The sequence below is a fragment of the Polaribacter sp. Hel1_33_78 genome (assembly GCF_900106075.1).
GTDB lineage: Bacteria > Bacteroidota > Bacteroidia > Flavobacteriales > Flavobacteriaceae > Polaribacter.
In genome coordinates this window covers 1,717,222-1,733,922 of sequence record NZ_LT629794.1, presented here as the reverse complement: position 1 = coordinate 1,733,922, position 16,701 = coordinate 1,717,222, and the positions used below count along the sequence as shown (strand labels likewise).

The window sequence follows — 16,701 nt, the reverse complement described above, 5'->3', positions numbered from 1 at the left end:
TAATACTTATATTATCATGAAAGTCTTAATCTTCTATTCTTTCAATTTTAGCACCAATAGATTTTAAACGAGCCTCTATGTTTTCATAACCTCTATCTATTTGCTCAATATTATTGATGATACTTGTTCCATTTGCAGATAGCGCAGCAATTAATAATGAAATACCAGCTCTAATATCTGGTGAAGTCATTTTGGTTGCTTTTAATGCACTCTCAAAATTTTGACCAATAACTGTTGCTCTATGAGGATCACATAAAATAACTTTAGCGCCCATGTCTATTAATTTATCTACGAAAAACAAACGGCTTTCAAACATCTTTTGATGTATTAAAACAGTTCCCTTTGCCTGTGTTGCAATCACTAAAACAATACTCAATAAATCGGGCGTAAATCCTGGCCAAGGAGCATCTGAAACTGTCAAAACAGATCCATCTATATAATTCTGAATCTCGTAAGATTTTTGTTCTGGAATATAAATATCATCTCCCCTTTTTTCAAATTGGATTCCTAGTTTTCTAAATACATTTGGAATTTGGCCTAAGTTTTCCCAACTTACATTTTTTATAGTCAATTCAGACTTTGTCATTACTGCGACACCAATCCAAGACCCAATTTCTATCATGTCTGGTAAAACTGTATGCTCGCAGCCCATTAGCTTCTTAACACCTTCAATTTTTAACAAATTAGAACCAACCCCTTTTATAGTTGCTCCCATAGAATTCAACATTTTACATAACTGTTGAATATATGGTTCACAAGCAGCATTATAGATGGTTGTAGTTCCTGTTGCTAAAACTGATGCCATTAGAATATTAGCAGTACCTGTTACAGATGCTTCATCTAGTAACATCTCTGTTCCAAATAATTCATCTGCTTCCACTCCATAAAAATATTCTTCTTTGTTATATCTAAATTTTGCTCCTAATCTAACAAAACCTTCAAAATGGGTATCTAAACGTCTGCGACCAATTTTATCTCCTCCAGGGCGCGGAATATAACCACGTCCGAAACGAGCCAGTAACGGACCAACTATCATAATAGACCCTCGTAATGAACCTCCATCTCTTTTAAAATCAGCAGATTCTAAATAGTCTAAATTAATTTCATCCGCTTGAAAAGCATAAGAGTTTTTATTTAATTTTTCAACCTTTACACCTAACTCTCCTAGTATAAAAATTAATTTATTTACATCAATAATGTCAGGAACGTTATTTACGACTACTCTTTCTGGAGTAAGTAAAACTGCACAAAGTATTTGTAAAACCTCATTTTTTGCTCCTTGTGGAGTAATTGTTCCTTTTAATTTATGACCGCCTTCAATTTTAAATGATGCCATATACTAATATTTTTTTCTGTTTTTGTGCTGGTTATTATGTGTTGGTTTCTTATGAGAACTTTTAGAACTATTGTGACCCTGTCCTTGTGTGCGAGGCTTTCTTAATAAATTTTTACTCTCAGAAAGTGCTTCTTTAGTATTTCTTAAATCTAACTTTCCATCAGATAAATCAAATAAATGCTTAAAAATTACAGCATCATCAACAGTATCTTTATTCCAGTTTAAATAACATTTTTTCATGTGATTAGCCACTGTAAATACGAGCGCTTCTTTTTTCTCACCATCTTCCCAACTCAAAGCAATATCTATCATTGTTTGAATGTTGTTTCCATAATAACGATATCTTGAAGCTGATTTTGGATATGCTAAGGCTTCCGGCTTTTCTCGCAACTCTTCCTTAGACGGCTGAGGATAGGGAGATTCTACATCTAATTTAAAATCTGCCATAATGTATAATTGATCCCAAAGTTTGTGCTTAAAATCTGGAACATCTCGTAAATGTGGTTGTAAATTCCCCATCACATCTACAATAGCTTTCGCCATTTTATCACGCTCTTCTTTAGTTTCTATAGCCAAACAGTGGTCTACTAATTTTTGAATATGTCTGCCGTATTCTGGTATAATCATTAACGGTCTTTCTGAATTGTACTCTAAATCGAATGTCATTTATTTATTTTTGAGAAGTATTCTCTATGTATTTTCTTTGTTCATTTTAATCACAAGAAAATACTAGAACTGACAAGTTATAATTTGTAGTTATTTAATGTTGCAAAATAACGATTTATTTTTAGTTTTATTAAAGATTTCTAACCAATCACTTTTAATTTTGCAAATTGCAATAATAGTTTCTTTTTTCCAACAGTTCCAAATTTAATTTCTGCCTTTTTATTTGGCCCATTTCCTTCTAAAGAAATCACTTCTCCGCTCCCAAATCTATTATGCTCAACAATATTTCCAACAACAATATTGCCATCAAATAAATTAGTTTTTGATGAAGCTTGCGATACTTTTTTTAAATTTTTAGGAATTATAATTTCCTTCTTTTTTGACAAATCACGCTCCATCTTTTTACGCTGAATCGGTTTTTGAAAACGAATTCCTTTTGGTGCGTCCTCAAAAATACTTTTATCTATAAACTTATTTATGGATGATTCAGGAGTTTTTTGGGCGATATAATGTAGATATTGATCATCTATTTCTTCTAAAAACCTACTCGGTTCTGCATCCACCAGTTTCCCCCATCGGTAACGAGTTTGTGCATAACTTAAATAAGCAACTTTCTCTGCTCTTGTTAAAGCTACATAAAACAATCTGCGCTCTTCTTCAAGTTCACTTCTTGTGCTCATACTCATTGCTGATGGAAATAGATTTTCCTCTAATCCAACAATATAAACATACATATATTCTAATCCTTTAGATTGATGAATCGTCATTAAGGACACACTTGGTTTGTCATCATCTTTTTTGGCATCAAAATCAGTAGCCAAAGCAACATCCTCTAAAAATGTGGTTAAAGAAGTGTCTTCTCCTTCTTCGATTTTATCAGTTATAAAATCTTTAATTCCATTTAATAATTCTTGTACATTCTCAACTTTACTAACAGCTTCTGGGGTTCCGTCTTTTTCTAAATCTTTGATTAATTGCGTTTGTTTTACAACGATCTCAGCAATTTCAAAAGCATTTTTAGTTTCCGCTTCAATTTGCAGTCGCAACATCATATTCATAAAATTCTGAAGTTTATTTTTAGTTCCAGAATTTATTTTTAAATCTATTTTATCAATATATTTAATAATGTCAAAAATAGATTTTTTATAATGATTTGCCGCTATCGTTAACTTATCTATAGTCGTTGCACCAATTCCACGAGCAGGATAATTAATAATTCTTTTTAACGCTTCTTCATCATTTGGATTGATTAGAATCCTTAAATAAGACAAAATATCTTTGATTTCCTTTCTCTGATAGAATGAAATTCCCCCATATATTTTATAATCAATTCCTTTTTTACGCAACGCATCTTCAATTGCTCTAGATTGAGAATTTGTTCTATACAAAACGCAAAAACTATCCGAACTTAATTGATGATTCATTTGGTTTTCCCAAATAGATTGTGCCACAAACCTACCTTCTTCTCCATCGGAAATTGTACGCATTACATTTATAGAGTCTCCATCATCATTACTCGTCCAAACTTCTTTATCTAACTTTGTTTTATTTCTTGCAATTACAGAATTTGCCGCGTTCACTATATTTTTTGTGGATCTATAATTCTGTTCAAGCTTAAAGGTTTTTACATCAGGATAATCTTTTTGAAAATTTAAAATATTCTGAATATTTGCACCTCTAAAGCTATAGATACTTTGAGAATCATCACCAACAACACAAATATTTCCAAATTTATCAGCCAAAGCTCTAACAATAATATATTGGGAATGATTTGTATCTTGATACTCATCTACCATAATATATCTAAAACGATCTTGATATTTAGCTAAAGTCTCAGGAAAACGAGCCAACAATTCATTTGTTCTCAGCAATAAATCATCAAAATCCATAGCACCTGCTTTAAAACACCTGTCTACATAAGCTCGATAAATACCCCCTACTTTTGGTCGGCTTGCATGCAAATCTGCTTCTTGTAAATCAGCATTATTAAAATACGCCCTAACCGTTATAAGACTATTTTTAAAAGATGAAATTCGGCCTAAAATCTGTTTTGGTTTATACCGTTCTTTATCTAAATTCATTTCTTTAATAATTGATGAAATTAAACGAACTGAATCTTGTGTATCGTAAATAGTGAAATTTGATGGAAAGCCTAATTTATCTGCTTCTGATCGTAAAATTCTTGCAAAAACAGAATGAAAAGTTCCCATCCAAAGATTTTTAGCTTCACTAGATCCAACTACTCCAGCTATTCTTGCCTTCATTTCTTTTGCCGCTTTATTCGTAAATGTGAGCGATAAAATATTAAATGCGTCTACACCCTGCTGCATTAAATGTGCAATTCTGTATGTTAATACCCGTGTTTTACCAGAACCAGCACCTGCAATAATAATCATTGGTCCGTCTTTTTGCAAGACAGCTTGTTTTTGTGCTTCGTTTAAAGAATCTAAATAAGTATTCAATTGTTTGTTTTGAAAGTATTTGAAAACGTGAATTTAGCCAAACTATTCGTTTTTTAAAAGAAGATGGTTACTTTTTATTCACAAGTTATTAATTAAAAAGAAAGAACAATATCTGCTCATTTAATGTCAAAAAAAATTACAAATCTTAAGATTTATAACCATTACTTTTTTGCAGTATAAAATATAGAATTTATAAAAATAATGATTTTAAAATTTATTTGAAAGCATTAAAGAAACCTATAAAAATTTTGATGAACATATAAAATATTGGCAGAGGTCATATTGCTAATCACCTCATTGAAATAAAGAAATAATTAGTAAAGCTCGCAGAATCTGTTTTATTTATAGAAACATTACGCTATTTTGATTTTAGACTATGTTTAGAAGCTCTATATTTGTGCTTATATAAATATGCATGGTATTATGGAAGATAAAATATTAGAAAGTATTGGATATATTTTACCCGCCACAGTTACAGGTCTAGTAGCTTACTATATGTTTAAAGGGTTTATAAAACATCAAGATACTTCAAAAAAGTTAGCGCTTTTATCTGAAAGGAAAAAAGATACGCTTCCCATAAGGTTGCAAGCTTACGAGCGCATGCTATTATTTTGTGAGCGAATTAATCCTATAAAAATGTTAGTTAGAATAAAACCGCTCTCTGAAAACAAACAAGATTATTTACAATTACTTATAGCGAATGTAGAACAAGAATTTGAACATAACTTGGTACAGCAAATCTACATTTCGGACGATTCTTGGACTGCGATTTTAGCGACTAAAAATGGGATCATAAATAAATTAAAAGAAGTTGCAGAAACATCAAACAATGCCCATGATTTAAGAGAAAATGTTATTATCTATTATGCTAAAAAATTACCGCCAACAGAGACTGCTATTTCTCTTATAAAAAATGAAGTACTAAGACTGTTATAATAAAAAATCTTCTTAATGAAAAGAAGATTTTTTATTCGGTAAAATATACTGAGAAACTTCGAAATCTAGAATTGCAATCTAACTCCTACTTTAAAGTTTCTACCTCTTGTAGAGTACCCTAAAATATCATCGTAATCTTCGTTTAATAAGTTGGTAACAGCACCAAATAAAGTTACTGTTTCATCTAGTAATTTATAATTTATAGCAAAATCTAATACTTGGTAACAAGATAAAGTAACATCGTCACCAGCTGTGCCAAAAGACCCATATCTATCAAAAATTGTTCTCTCACCAACGTTTCTATACGTTAAGTTCAAAAATGTATTTTTTAAAGTAGTAATATCCAAGCCTACAACAATTTTACTTGCCGGAATGTAATCGTTAAAATCTTCAAATTCATCTTTTTTAATATGAGTATATGAAGCATTAATCCTTATATCATCTGTTGGAATTATTGACGTATTTATTTCAAAACCGTTAGCTTCAGAAGAACCATTTGCATATTTAAAAGTAGAACTACTATAAATTATTGCATCTTCCTCTTTTCTATTAAAATATACTGCATCTAATTTTAACCAATCTTGATAACTAGTATCAAAACCAAACTCAAAAGTTTTATTAGATTCTGGATTTAAATCCAGGTTTCCAGAAAAACCATCGTATAATTGATATAAACTCGGTGCAATAAACGCTGTACTAAATGACGTTAATAATTTAACAGAAATATTTTCATCTTTTAAAAGTGAATATGCAAGATTTCCATCATACACAAAATGATTTCCATATACATTATGAATGTTTAATCTACCACCAACATTTACACTTAAACCGTAATCAGATATATACACTAAACTTGCATAAGGATCTAAAGTATTAAAGTTAGCAATTCCTTTTTTAATTTCAGCAAAAGGGGTTACCGTATTATTATTATGTGTTTGATAATTCAAACCTGTAATCAATTGAATATTAGCTTTTTTAAACTCAAATTTATTTACTAGATCTAAATTTACACTTCTACCAACAAACTCATAACTGTCTAAAGTTCCTGCCCAAGAATTGTATTGTTTTAAGTCTCTCTCTAAAATATTTATAGAGGCTAAAAAATAAGCTTGTCCGTTTCTATAATTCAATGTTGGTTTAATTCCAACTCTAAATTGTTCTTGATTTCCTGTGTTTAAATCACCATCTGCAAATGCTCCATCATCAAAATCGTACTCAAATTCATCATAATTTAAAAACGTTTCTACAGAAATTTTATCATTAATTTGATAACCTAACTTAACTAAAGCGTTTTTGCTATAAAATTTGTCGTTTTCAAATTCAGTATCCGTTTTACTTTTTGCAGAAGACATTCCATCTAAACCAGTTAAACTAAAAGAACCTAAAAAATTAAGATTTCCTAATGTGCCATTTAGCGTAACATTCTGATTTTTATTAGAAAAACCACTTCCTGTTACATTTGCAGTATTATTTGTACCCATACTTGTTTCAAAAGAACCAGAAATTTTATCTTCAGAAGCTGTTTTTAAAATGATATTAATTACTGCAGTAGCAGCACCAGAACCATATAAGGTTGAGGAAGCTCCTTTTAAAATTTCAATAGTTTCAATTTGACTTACTGCCAATAAACGTAAATCAAATTCTTGGTTTATTGCCGATTGATCTGTTACGGGAACACCATCAATTAAAACTAAAACTTGTCTACTTCTTCCTCCTCTAATATTAATACTTCTTGGTTCTGCTGCATTAGCATTTACACCTCTTACATCTATACCAGCAATATTATTTAATATTTCAATTACATTTTTACCTGCATTTTGTTGCAATTCTTTTTGAGTAATTTTGTGAATTACTTTACCAGTATTTTCCTTTTTTAAGTTGAATTTTGTTGCCGTTACAACAACCTCATCTAAAGTTTCTACATTTCCTTTTTTTGTCTCTTTTTGCTGTGCAGACAAGTTTGTGCTGACAAAACTAAATGCCATAACACCAACAATTAATAATTGTTTTTTCATTTTTAATTAATTTGATTTACAATAAATCAGGTAAATTTTGTGTACAAATATAGATTAGTACATAAACTTCTATCCCGAAAGTTTTTAACTCGTGAAAATGGCAGGTCTCCTGACTTGTTTTCATGTTATTAGACCTTCCCAACAATAATTGTCAGTGGTATAAGAATTAACAACATCCTCAATTGAGGCACTGAATCATATTCAGCATAAACTTACAGTTGCGGGAACAGTTCTAGATTTTAACTAGATTCCCTTTTAATTTGATATAAAATGATTTTTATATCAAAACCAAAATCGAGGCAAATATATATGCAATCTTATAAATAATCTAATAAAAACACTGGGAAATTTAATATCTTTAAGGTCTAATAATTTTGATAGTTATGAGAATTGAAAATGAATTAAAATTAGGTTTTAAAGACGTAATGATTCGCCCAAAAAGATCAACTTTAAAATCACGTTCACAAGTAACTTTAGAAAGAGAGTTTACTTTTCTACATAGTGATATAGTTTGGAAAGGAATACCAATAATGGCAGCAAATATGGATACTGTCGGTACTTTTGAAATGGCAAAAACATTAGGTAGACAAAATATTTTTACAGCAATTCATAAACATTATTCTCTTGACGAATGGAAAGATTTTGCATCTAGAGCTGATGAAATAATAATTAAAAATATTGCGATTAGTACGGGTACAGGAAAAGAGGATTCAGAAAAAGTGAAACAAATTTTAACTGAGTTTCCAAAAATAAATTTCATTTGTGTTGATGTTGCTAACGGCTATTCTGAAAATTTTGTAAATTTTGTAAAGAAAATGCGCGAAAATCACCCGAATAAAGTCATTATTGCTGGGAACGTGGTTACTGGTGAAATGGTTGAAGAATTATTATTAGCAGGAGCAGATATTATTAAAGTTGGAATTGGTCCTGGTTCTGTTTGTACAACAAGAATAAAAACGGGAGTTGGTTATCCACAATTATCTGCAATTATAGAATGTGCAGATGCTGCTCATGGAATGGGAGGTCAAATTATTTCTGATGGTGGTTGTAAAATTCCCGGCGATATTGCTAAAGCTTTTGGTGGCAGTGCAGATTTTGTAATGCTTGGAGGAATGCTTGCTGGTCACACACAAAGTGGTGGAAATTTAATTGAAAAAAATGGAGAAAAGTTTAAAATTTTTTATGGAATGAGTTCTGAAACAGCCATGAACAAACATGTTGGTGGTGTTGCAAATTATAGAGCTTCTGAAGGTAAAACTGTTGAAGTTCCTTTTAGAGGAGATGTGGAAGACACTATTACAGATATTTTAGGAGGAATTAGATCTACTTGCACCTATGTTGGCGCAAGAAGATTAAAAGAACTTACGAAAAGAACTACTTTTATTAGAGTACAAGAACAAGAAAATCAAGTGTATTCTAAATGAAAAATATAAATTTTATACCTGTTTTAATATACATTCTGATTTCAATTTATTGTAAAAATGAAGTTATAAAAGTTGATATAAAACAGCGGTTTGAAAATAATATTAAATACGCTAATGGATTTGATATTATTACAAAAAATGGAATCAAAAAATTGATTATTAAATCTCCATATCAAAATTCTAAAGATGTTTTTGAATATCAAATTAAGAATAAAACAGTATCCAAAAACATCAATAAAAATAATCTTATAATAGAAGTTCCCATAACTAAAATTGTAGTGACTTCTACTACGCACATTCCAATGGTTGAATTATTGAATGAAGAAGCAACTGTTATCGGTTTTCCATATTCTAAATATGTCTCTTCAGAAAAAACAAGACAATTAATTGATTCCGGAAATATTACTGAAATAGGAAAAGAAAATTCTTTAAACACAGAAATTTTATTGGATTTAGAGCCAGAGATAGTAGTTGGGTATAGTGTTTCATCTGCGGACAAATCTTTAACAACCATTAAAAAAGCTGGTATTAACGTAATTTATAACGGAGATTGGCTCGAAGAAACACCCTTGGGTAGAGCAGAATGGATTAAATTTTTTGGAGTTTTATTCAATAAAGAAAAACAAGCCGATAGTATTTTTAAGATTATTGAAACTAATTATTTAGAAGCTAAAAAAATTGCATTAACAGCAATAAAAAAGCCAACTATTTTATCCGGAGCGATTATGAGTAAAGATATCTGGAATTTACCCGCTGGGGATAGTTTTGTAGCACAATTTTTAAAAGATGCAAACCTTGATTATCTATGGAAAAATTCTAAAGGAAAAGGAAGTTTATCTTTAAGTTTTGAGAGTGTTTTTGATAAAGGTGTAAATGCTGATTTTTGGATTGCTCCAGGCTATTTTTCAACTAAAGAACAACTTCTAAATAGTAATCAAATCTATACTAAGTTTAAAGCTTTCGAGAATGGAAACATCTATACTCCTTCTACAAAAAAAGGAACAACTGGAGGAGTTATTTATTATGAACTAGCGCCTACAAGACCAGATTTGGTTTTAAAAGATATTATAAAAATCACAAACACAGATTTGTTACCGGATTACAAAATGACATTTTTTCAGAAAATGAAATAACTACTATTTTTTATTAAGTATTTTTCCTTAGATATTTTTTTATTTTTTAAAATAAAAAAACCCCAGATAAATCTAGGGTTATACTTGAAAATTTGGAAGATAAGTAGGGATCATCAGCCATTGTAAATTTAGTAAAAAACTACAGAAAATAATCTGCTAAAATGGGTGGTTTTAGGGTGGTTTTTAAACATATTAAGTAATAAACTTGATTTTATTATAAATTCAAAGCTTCTTTTCTACTTTTAATTTTTAACTTATCATAAATATTTTTTACGTGGAACTTTACAGTATTTACAGAAATATGCACAATATCGGCTATTTCTTTATTTGATTTCTCTGATAAAATTAAATTAAAAATTTGTCTTTCTCTTAAACTTAATTTTTTCATATTAACCTCTACCACAAACTCTTTATTTTTAGAGTTTTTATTCTTTAAAAGTTTAGAGTAATTTATAATTTCAGTTGTCATTTGTATATTTTCTTTCCTTAACATTTTCATCCTATATAAAACCGCAAAAGAAAGAATTATCATTTCTAAGAATGCTCCAATTTTTATTGTTCTAGCATCTACATTAATTACAGATACACCTAAAAATTTTAAAATAAAAAAATCAATTCCACAAAATAATATAATTACATATGCAAATGCAAAAATTTTAGTGTATCTGTTTTTTTTAAATAATAAAACAGCAGGCAGCCAATTAGCTACGAGTATGATAAATACTAAAATATTTAAAAACAATAGATAGTAATAATTTATTTGATTTATGCATAAGAGTCCTAAAATAATTATCAAAATATAACTAAACCTTTTAAGTTTCGGATAATATTCATTTGAAAACAAGTAACTATTTGCAAATTTAGAAGAAAAATAAGCTATCGAAAAACCATTCAAAACCAATAAAAAATTATTGATTTTTCCACTAATATTATAAAAATTCAACATTCCATCCATAGTGAAAATAGCAAAACTAATACTTGTTAAAAATAAAGCATAATATAAGAAGGCGTCATCTTTAAAAACCTGATAGTAGAATAAATTGTATATAATTATTAGAAAAGTAAAACCATAATAAAAACCATTTAAAAGAAATTGATTACTTTCTTTTAAAAGCATTTCGCTTTCACTTTTTAGTTCCACCGGAATATAGGCGTGAAGTTTAGGTGTTACTCTTATATAAAAATCATTATCTCTTGAAAAACGATAACTTAAATACCTTTGATTTTGAAGTTTTTCATATTTAACAGCATTTTGAAAAGCCTTTGCACTATTAATTCTTTCGTATAAAATTCTAAAAATATATTTTGAATCTGTCTTTATTGCAGGAATTTTAAACCAATAACTATCATTTGAGTGCTTGTCTAAAATTTGATCTTCTAAAAGTATAAACTGAGCTTTTTCTATATTATTAATAGAAAAATTATGATTAGAATCTTTTAAAAAATAAATTTTTGTTTGTGAAAAAACAGATAATTGTAATAAAAATAATAATAGAAAAAAATTAAACTTCATGTTTCGTTTTTGCCCAACAGTTCAATTTCAAATATAATCATAAAAAGCTTTTTGTTAAAATATTATCCAATATTCGGAATTCGAAAAAGCAATGACATTAATTACCTGACCAACAGTATTTACAGCTTTATAAATAGTAATAATGAGATCTAAACTAATTAATTAGTAAACAATTTCTGTAAATTTTAAAACAATTCATTAAAAATTATTTATCCTGTTTTTCTAATGTATTTTCACGAATGTATAAATATAGCGGGAGCGTAAAGGCTATCGCAGTTATGAAAGTTAACGGAATTAAAATCCACCAATATTTTATTTTTAATTTAATCGATTCTGGAATCATAAAAACAAAAAAAGTGAGCACAACAACTGTTAAATCAGCACCAAAAGATTTCCCTGCGAAATTAGATTGTGCATCCTTAAAAAAATTGATTAAAGAAGGGCTTTCTGCAGTTTGAAAATATTGAATATTATAATACCAGGTATATGTAATACCCAAAACCGCTAATCCTAAAAATAAATGTTTACGTCTCATAATTAAATATTTTTAATAAAATGATTCTTATCCTTATTTGAAGTACATTAAAATAATGTTGTTTGATTTTCATCATCTCTCTTCTTTTCTTCTGCTTTCTTTTTTGCTATAGATTTTTGCAAAGCAATTTTTGCTTTTTCTGCAGCCGAAAGCTCCTCTGAAATTGGTTTTGCAGTCTGGGTTTTGGGAACCTCAATAGGTAATTTATCTTCAATAACGACCTCATTAATCACTTCTATTTCTTCAGGAATTTCTTTTTGTTTTTCTTCAAAAGGTAGTGACTCTAATAAACTGACTTGTTTTATTTTCTCTGTAGTTAATTGATTTCCTTGCGCCTTTATTCCTTTGACAGCAATAAATTCTTCAAAATTAACTTCTTGATTTTCTAAACTGCGCTTAGAGTATTGAATTTCAGCAATTGGTCTATAATCTGTAGCCACGATTTCTAATTGTGATTTGGGATGTTCAGAAATAAAAACCTCCTCCTTTTCTGTTGTTTCCATCAAGAAACGTTTTACATAATAACGTTCTTTTTCTCCATCAAAATAAATAGCCGAAATCGGTTTATTAGATTTCCATTTTTCTAACACAATAATATCATCTTCAAAATGCATGGCTAAATTCGGTTTTACAGCTTTTGCTTTTCCACTTTGAGTAATAATTAGCAGCTTATCTTCAGCTCTGAATTCGCCTAGCAATTCGCCTCTTTCATCAACATTTAATCGTTGTACACTATCATCAAACCAAATTTTACGGGGTTTTAGAGTAGAAACGCCTTCCGATTTAAAATCAACAGCTTTTATAGAGTATTTTGTAATTAAATTGCCTTTTACGGCTCTTCCTTTTACATGTAGATCTGCAAAATCTATATCCCATCTTAGTTTTTTTACGCTTCCTACAGACCGCAAATTTATAGTAACAACTTCCGCTTCTCCATTTAGATTTGCAGTAAAATAGTGCACAAGGGATCCTTTATTTCCGTTCGTTAAATCGTATTCTTTATCTCTTGTAACCGCCGTTACATTAAAACGTTTCATATACGATGGACCTCTAGCACCATCCCGATACATAAAATTATAAACTGTTCTTTTATCTTTCTTTTTGAAGACTGCAACATAAATAATGTCTTTACCTACAAAAGTCTTTGAATCAACTTTTGTAACTGTCATTTTACCATCTTTTCTAAAAACAATAATATCATCTATATCAGAACAATCTGTCACAAATTCATCTCTTTTTAGTGATGTACCAATAAAGCCCTCTATTCTATTTACATAAAGTTTTGCATTATTCATTGCTACTTTTGAAGCAACAATATCATCAAAAATTCTAATCTCTGTTTTACGTTCTTTCTCTTTTCCGTAAGTCTCTTTTAAACGTTTAAAATAGTTGACCGCATATTCTATTAAGTTTGCTAAATATTCTTTAACAACTCCAATCTTATCTTCTAAACCCTCTATAAATTGTTTGGCTTTGTCAATATCAAATTTTGATATTTTCTTAATTCGAATTTCAGTTAAACGGGCAATATCTTCTTCTGTAATTGCTCGTTTTAAATTTTTTATATAGGGTTGTAAACCTAAATCAATAGCTTTAATTACACCTTCCCATGTTTCTTCATCTTCTATATCTCGATAGATTCTATTTTCTATAAAAATTCTTTCTAAAGATGAAAAATGCCATTGTTCTTCTAATTCATTTAGTTGAATTTCTAATTCCTTTTTTAACAAATTAACAGTTAAATCTGTTGAATGTTTTAACATTTCTGAAACTCCAACAAAGACTGGCTTGTTATTTTCAATGGTGCAGGCTAATGGCGAAATTGAAGTTTCACAGTTTGTGAACGCATACAAGGCATCAATACTTTTATCTGGCGAAACATTTGGAGGCAAATGAACCAAAATCTCTACTTTTGCAGCAGTATTATCTTCAATCTTTTTTATCTTGATTTTACCTTTATCATTCGCTTTTAAAATACTGTCTATTAAAGACACGGTTGTTGTAGAAAACGGAATTTCATTAATCACCAAAGTTTTCTTATCCAACTGCGAAATTTTAGCACGAACACGTACTTTTCCTCCACGTTTTCCATCATTATAATTCGTAAAATCTGCAATTCCGCCAGTTAAAAAATCAGGCAAAATTTTAAAACTTCTTCCTTTTAAATATTTGATAGAGGCATCTATCAGTTCAATAAAATTATGTGGTAATATTTTTGTTGATAAACCAACTGCAATTCCCTCTGCTCCTTGCGCTAATAGCAAAGGAAACTTTACAGGTAAATCAATTGGCTCTTTCCTACGGCCATCATAAGACATTTTCCAATCCGTAGTTTTCGGATTAAAAACAACGTCAAGAGCGAACTTCGATAAACGAGCCTCAATGTAACGAGAAGCCGCCGCGCGGTCTCCTGTTAAAATATTCCCCCAATTCCCTTGCATATCAATCAGTAATTCTTTCTGACCAATTTGCACCATTGCATCTGCAATAGAAGCGTCTCCATGCGGATGGTACTGCATTGTATGACCAACAATATTCGCTACCTTATTATAACGACCATCGTCTAAATCTTTCATAGAATGCATAATTCTGCGCTGCACAGGCTTTAAACCGTCTTCTAAAGATGGCACCGCTCTCTCTAAAATAACATACGAAGCATAGTCTAAAAACCACTCCTTGTACATTCCTGTAACTTTGGTAATAGTTTCAACAGAATCGTTATCATTATCAAGAATTTCTTCTTGATTTTCCAGATTTGTTAATTCTTCTTCGTGTTCGTTTTCGTTTATTTCTTCACTCATATTCTAAACTTCCTCTTCAATAGTATCCAACTCAACTTTTAAGTTTTCGATGATAAACTTCTGTCTATCCGGAGTATTTTTACCCATATAGAATTGTAACATATTTTCTATAGACATTTCTTTGTCTAACATTACAGGATCTAAACGAATGTCATCACCAATAAAATGAACAAACTCATTTGGAGAAATCTCACCTAAACCTTTAAATCTTGTAATCTCTGGCTTTCCTCTTAATTTACTAATGGCTTCACGTTTTTCTTCGTCAGAATAACAATAGAATGTTTGTTTTTTATTTCTGACTCTAAATAATGGAGTTTCTAAAATATATAAATGTCCTTCTTTGATTAATTCGGGGAAAAATTGTAGAAAAAAAGTGATCAATAACAACCGAATATGCATTCCATCTACATCCGCATCTGTAGCAATTACAATATTATTATAACGCAAATCTTCTAAACCATCTTCTATATTTAATGCCGCTTGTAATAAATTAAACTCCTCGTTTTCATATACAATCTTTTTGCTTAATCCATAAGAATTCAAAGGCTTTCCTTTTAAACTAAAAACTGCTTGTGTGTTTACATTTCTCGATTTTGTAATAGAACCAGAAGCTGAATCTCCCTCAGTGATAAATAATGTTGATTCTAGATAAGCTTCCTTTTTAGTATCTCCTAAATGGATTCTGCAATCTCTTAATTTTTTATTATGTAAACTCGCTTTTTTAGCTCTGTCTTTGGCTAATTTACGTATTCCTGAAAGTTCTTTTCTTTCTTTTTCAGCTTGAACAATCTTTCTTTGAAGCTTTTCTGAAACATCATTATTTCTATGAAGAAAATTATCAAGTTTTGTTTTTACAAAATCATTGATATAGGTTCTAACAGTTGGTAAATCTCCTCCCATTTCTGTTGAACCTAACTTTGTTTTTGTCTGACTTTCAAAAATAGGCTCCATTACTTTTATTGCTATCGCAGATATGATAGATTTGCGAATATCAGAAGCTTCAAAGTTCTTCCCAAAAAATTCCCGAATTGTTTTTACAATAGATTCCCTAAATGCTGCTTGATGTGTTCCTCCTTGAGTTGTATGTTGCCCATTTACAAACGAATGATATTCCTCTGAATATTGAGTCTTACTGTGCGTTATAGCAATTTCAATATCTTGACCTTTTAAATGAATTATAGGATACAACATATCATCTTTATTGTTGTTATCTTCTAATAAATCTTTTAATCCATTTTCTGAAAAGAATTTTTCTCCATTAAAAATAATCGTCAAACCAGGATTTAAATACACATAATTCTTAAGCATTTTTGCTACATACTCATTTCTGAACTTATATTTCTTAAAAATTTCTTCATCTGGCACAAATGAAACTTTTGTTCCTTTTCTTCGAGAAGTTTCTTCTAAAAAATCTTGGTTATTTAAATTTCCTTGACTGAATTCTGCTGAAGCTGATTTTCCATCACGTGAAGATTCAACTCTGAAAAAAGAGGAAAGTGCATTTACCGCTTTCGTACCAACCCCATTTAGACCTACAGATTTTTTAAATGCTTTTGAATCGTATTTCCCTCCAGTATTCATTTTAGAGACTACGTCTACTACTTTTCCTAAAGGAATTCCACGACCATAATCTCTAACCGTTACTTTTGTTCCGTGAATAGAAATTTCGATAGTTTTCCCAGCTCCCATTACATATTCATCAATAGAATTATCTAAAACTTCTTTTACGAGTATGTAAATTCCATCATCTGGAGAAGAACCGTCTCCTAATTTACCAATGTACATTCCTGGACGCATTCTAATATGCTCTTTCCAATCTAAAGACCTGATATTATCTTCTGTATATTTTGTTTCTTGACTCATGAAATGTCTTGCTGTTG

11 protein-coding genes and 1 riboswitch are annotated in these 16,701 nt (G+C 29.8%); of the genes, 3 read left to right on the top strand and 8 right to left on the bottom strand.

The features are described 5' to 3' along the window. Positions 1 to 25: 25 nt before the first annotated feature. From murA to BLT88_RS07340, 3 genes are all read right to left on the bottom strand, one after another. Positions 26 to 1,336 carry a UDP-N-acetylglucosamine 1-carboxyvinyltransferase gene (murA, locus tag BLT88_RS07350; RefSeq protein ID WP_091953972.1) on the bottom strand — a complete coding sequence of 437 codons (1,311 nt, stop codon included), beginning with the start codon at positions 1,334 to 1,336 and terminating at the stop codon, positions 26 to 28. Positions 1,337 to 1,339: 3 nt separating this feature from the next. Next, a complete protein-coding gene (locus tag BLT88_RS07345; protein WP_036786260.1) occupies positions 1,340 to 2,002 on the bottom strand; it encodes a DUF4290 domain-containing protein in 663 nt (220 codons plus the stop codon). A 140-nt stretch (positions 2,003 to 2,142) separates the two neighbouring features. Continuing rightward, on the bottom strand, positions 2,143 to 4,464 hold the full coding sequence (locus tag BLT88_RS07340) for an ATP-dependent helicase (RefSeq protein ID WP_091953970.1): 2,322 nt from the start codon (positions 4,462 to 4,464) through the stop codon (positions 2,143 to 2,145). A gap of 423 nt (positions 4,465 to 4,887) precedes the next feature. On the opposite strand from BLT88_RS07340, the gene BLT88_RS07335 reads away from it, so the two are divergent. Further along, positions 4,888 to 5,400, top strand: a complete 513-nt coding sequence (locus BLT88_RS07335; protein WP_091955702.1) for a hypothetical protein — start codon at positions 4,888 to 4,890, stop codon at positions 5,398 to 5,400. 65 nt (positions 5,401 to 5,465) lie between these two features. On the opposite strand, the gene BLT88_RS07330 is transcribed toward BLT88_RS07335, so the two are convergent. Beyond that, complete coding sequence (locus BLT88_RS07330; protein WP_091953969.1) at positions 5,466 to 7,415, bottom strand: TonB-dependent siderophore receptor; 1,950 nt, start codon at positions 7,413 to 7,415, stop codon at positions 5,466 to 5,468. Positions 7,416 to 7,496: 81 nt separating this feature from the next. Further along, a riboswitch (cobalamin riboswitch) is annotated at positions 7,497 to 7,723 on the bottom strand. 75 nt (positions 7,724 to 7,798) lie between these two features. Here BLT88_RS07330 and BLT88_RS07325 point away from each other — a divergent pair. Then, positions 7,799 to 8,839 carry a GMP reductase gene (locus tag BLT88_RS07325; RefSeq protein ID WP_036786257.1) on the top strand — a complete coding sequence of 347 codons (1,041 nt, stop codon included), beginning with the start codon at positions 7,799 to 7,801 and terminating at the stop codon, positions 8,837 to 8,839. Then, entirely contained in the window at positions 8,836 to 9,972 is a 1,137-nt protein-coding gene (locus BLT88_RS07320; RefSeq protein WP_091953968.1) for an ABC transporter substrate-binding protein, read from the top strand. Before BLT88_RS07325 ends, BLT88_RS07320 begins: the two co-directional genes overlap by 4 nt. Before the next feature lie 214 nt (positions 9,973 to 10,186). On the opposite strand, the gene BLT88_RS07315 is transcribed toward BLT88_RS07320, so the two are convergent. The 4 genes from BLT88_RS07315 to BLT88_RS07300 form a co-directional block, all read right to left on the bottom strand. Next, positions 10,187 to 11,485, bottom strand: coding sequence for a 7TM diverse intracellular signaling domain-containing protein (locus tag BLT88_RS07315; protein WP_091953966.1), 1,299 nt, complete (start codon positions 11,483 to 11,485; stop codon positions 10,187 to 10,189). Between the two features lie 205 nt (positions 11,486 to 11,690). Continuing rightward, positions 11,691 to 12,020 carry a DUF2834 domain-containing protein gene (locus tag BLT88_RS07310; RefSeq protein ID WP_036786254.1) on the bottom strand — a complete coding sequence of 110 codons (330 nt, stop codon included), beginning with the start codon at positions 12,018 to 12,020 and terminating at the stop codon, positions 11,691 to 11,693. A 47-nt stretch (positions 12,021 to 12,067) separates the two neighbouring features. Beyond that, positions 12,068 to 14,821, bottom strand: coding sequence for a DNA gyrase/topoisomerase IV subunit A (locus tag BLT88_RS07305; protein ID WP_091953965.1), 2,754 nt, complete (start codon positions 14,819 to 14,821; stop codon positions 12,068 to 12,070). 3 nt (positions 14,822 to 14,824) lie between these two features. Then, the gene (locus tag BLT88_RS07300; RefSeq protein ID WP_036786252.1) at positions 14,825 to 16,684 is read right to left on the bottom strand and encodes a DNA topoisomerase IV subunit B; all 1,860 of its coding nucleotides are present in this window, start codon (positions 16,682 to 16,684) and stop codon (positions 14,825 to 14,827) included. Positions 16,685 to 16,701 lie beyond the last annotated feature (17 nt).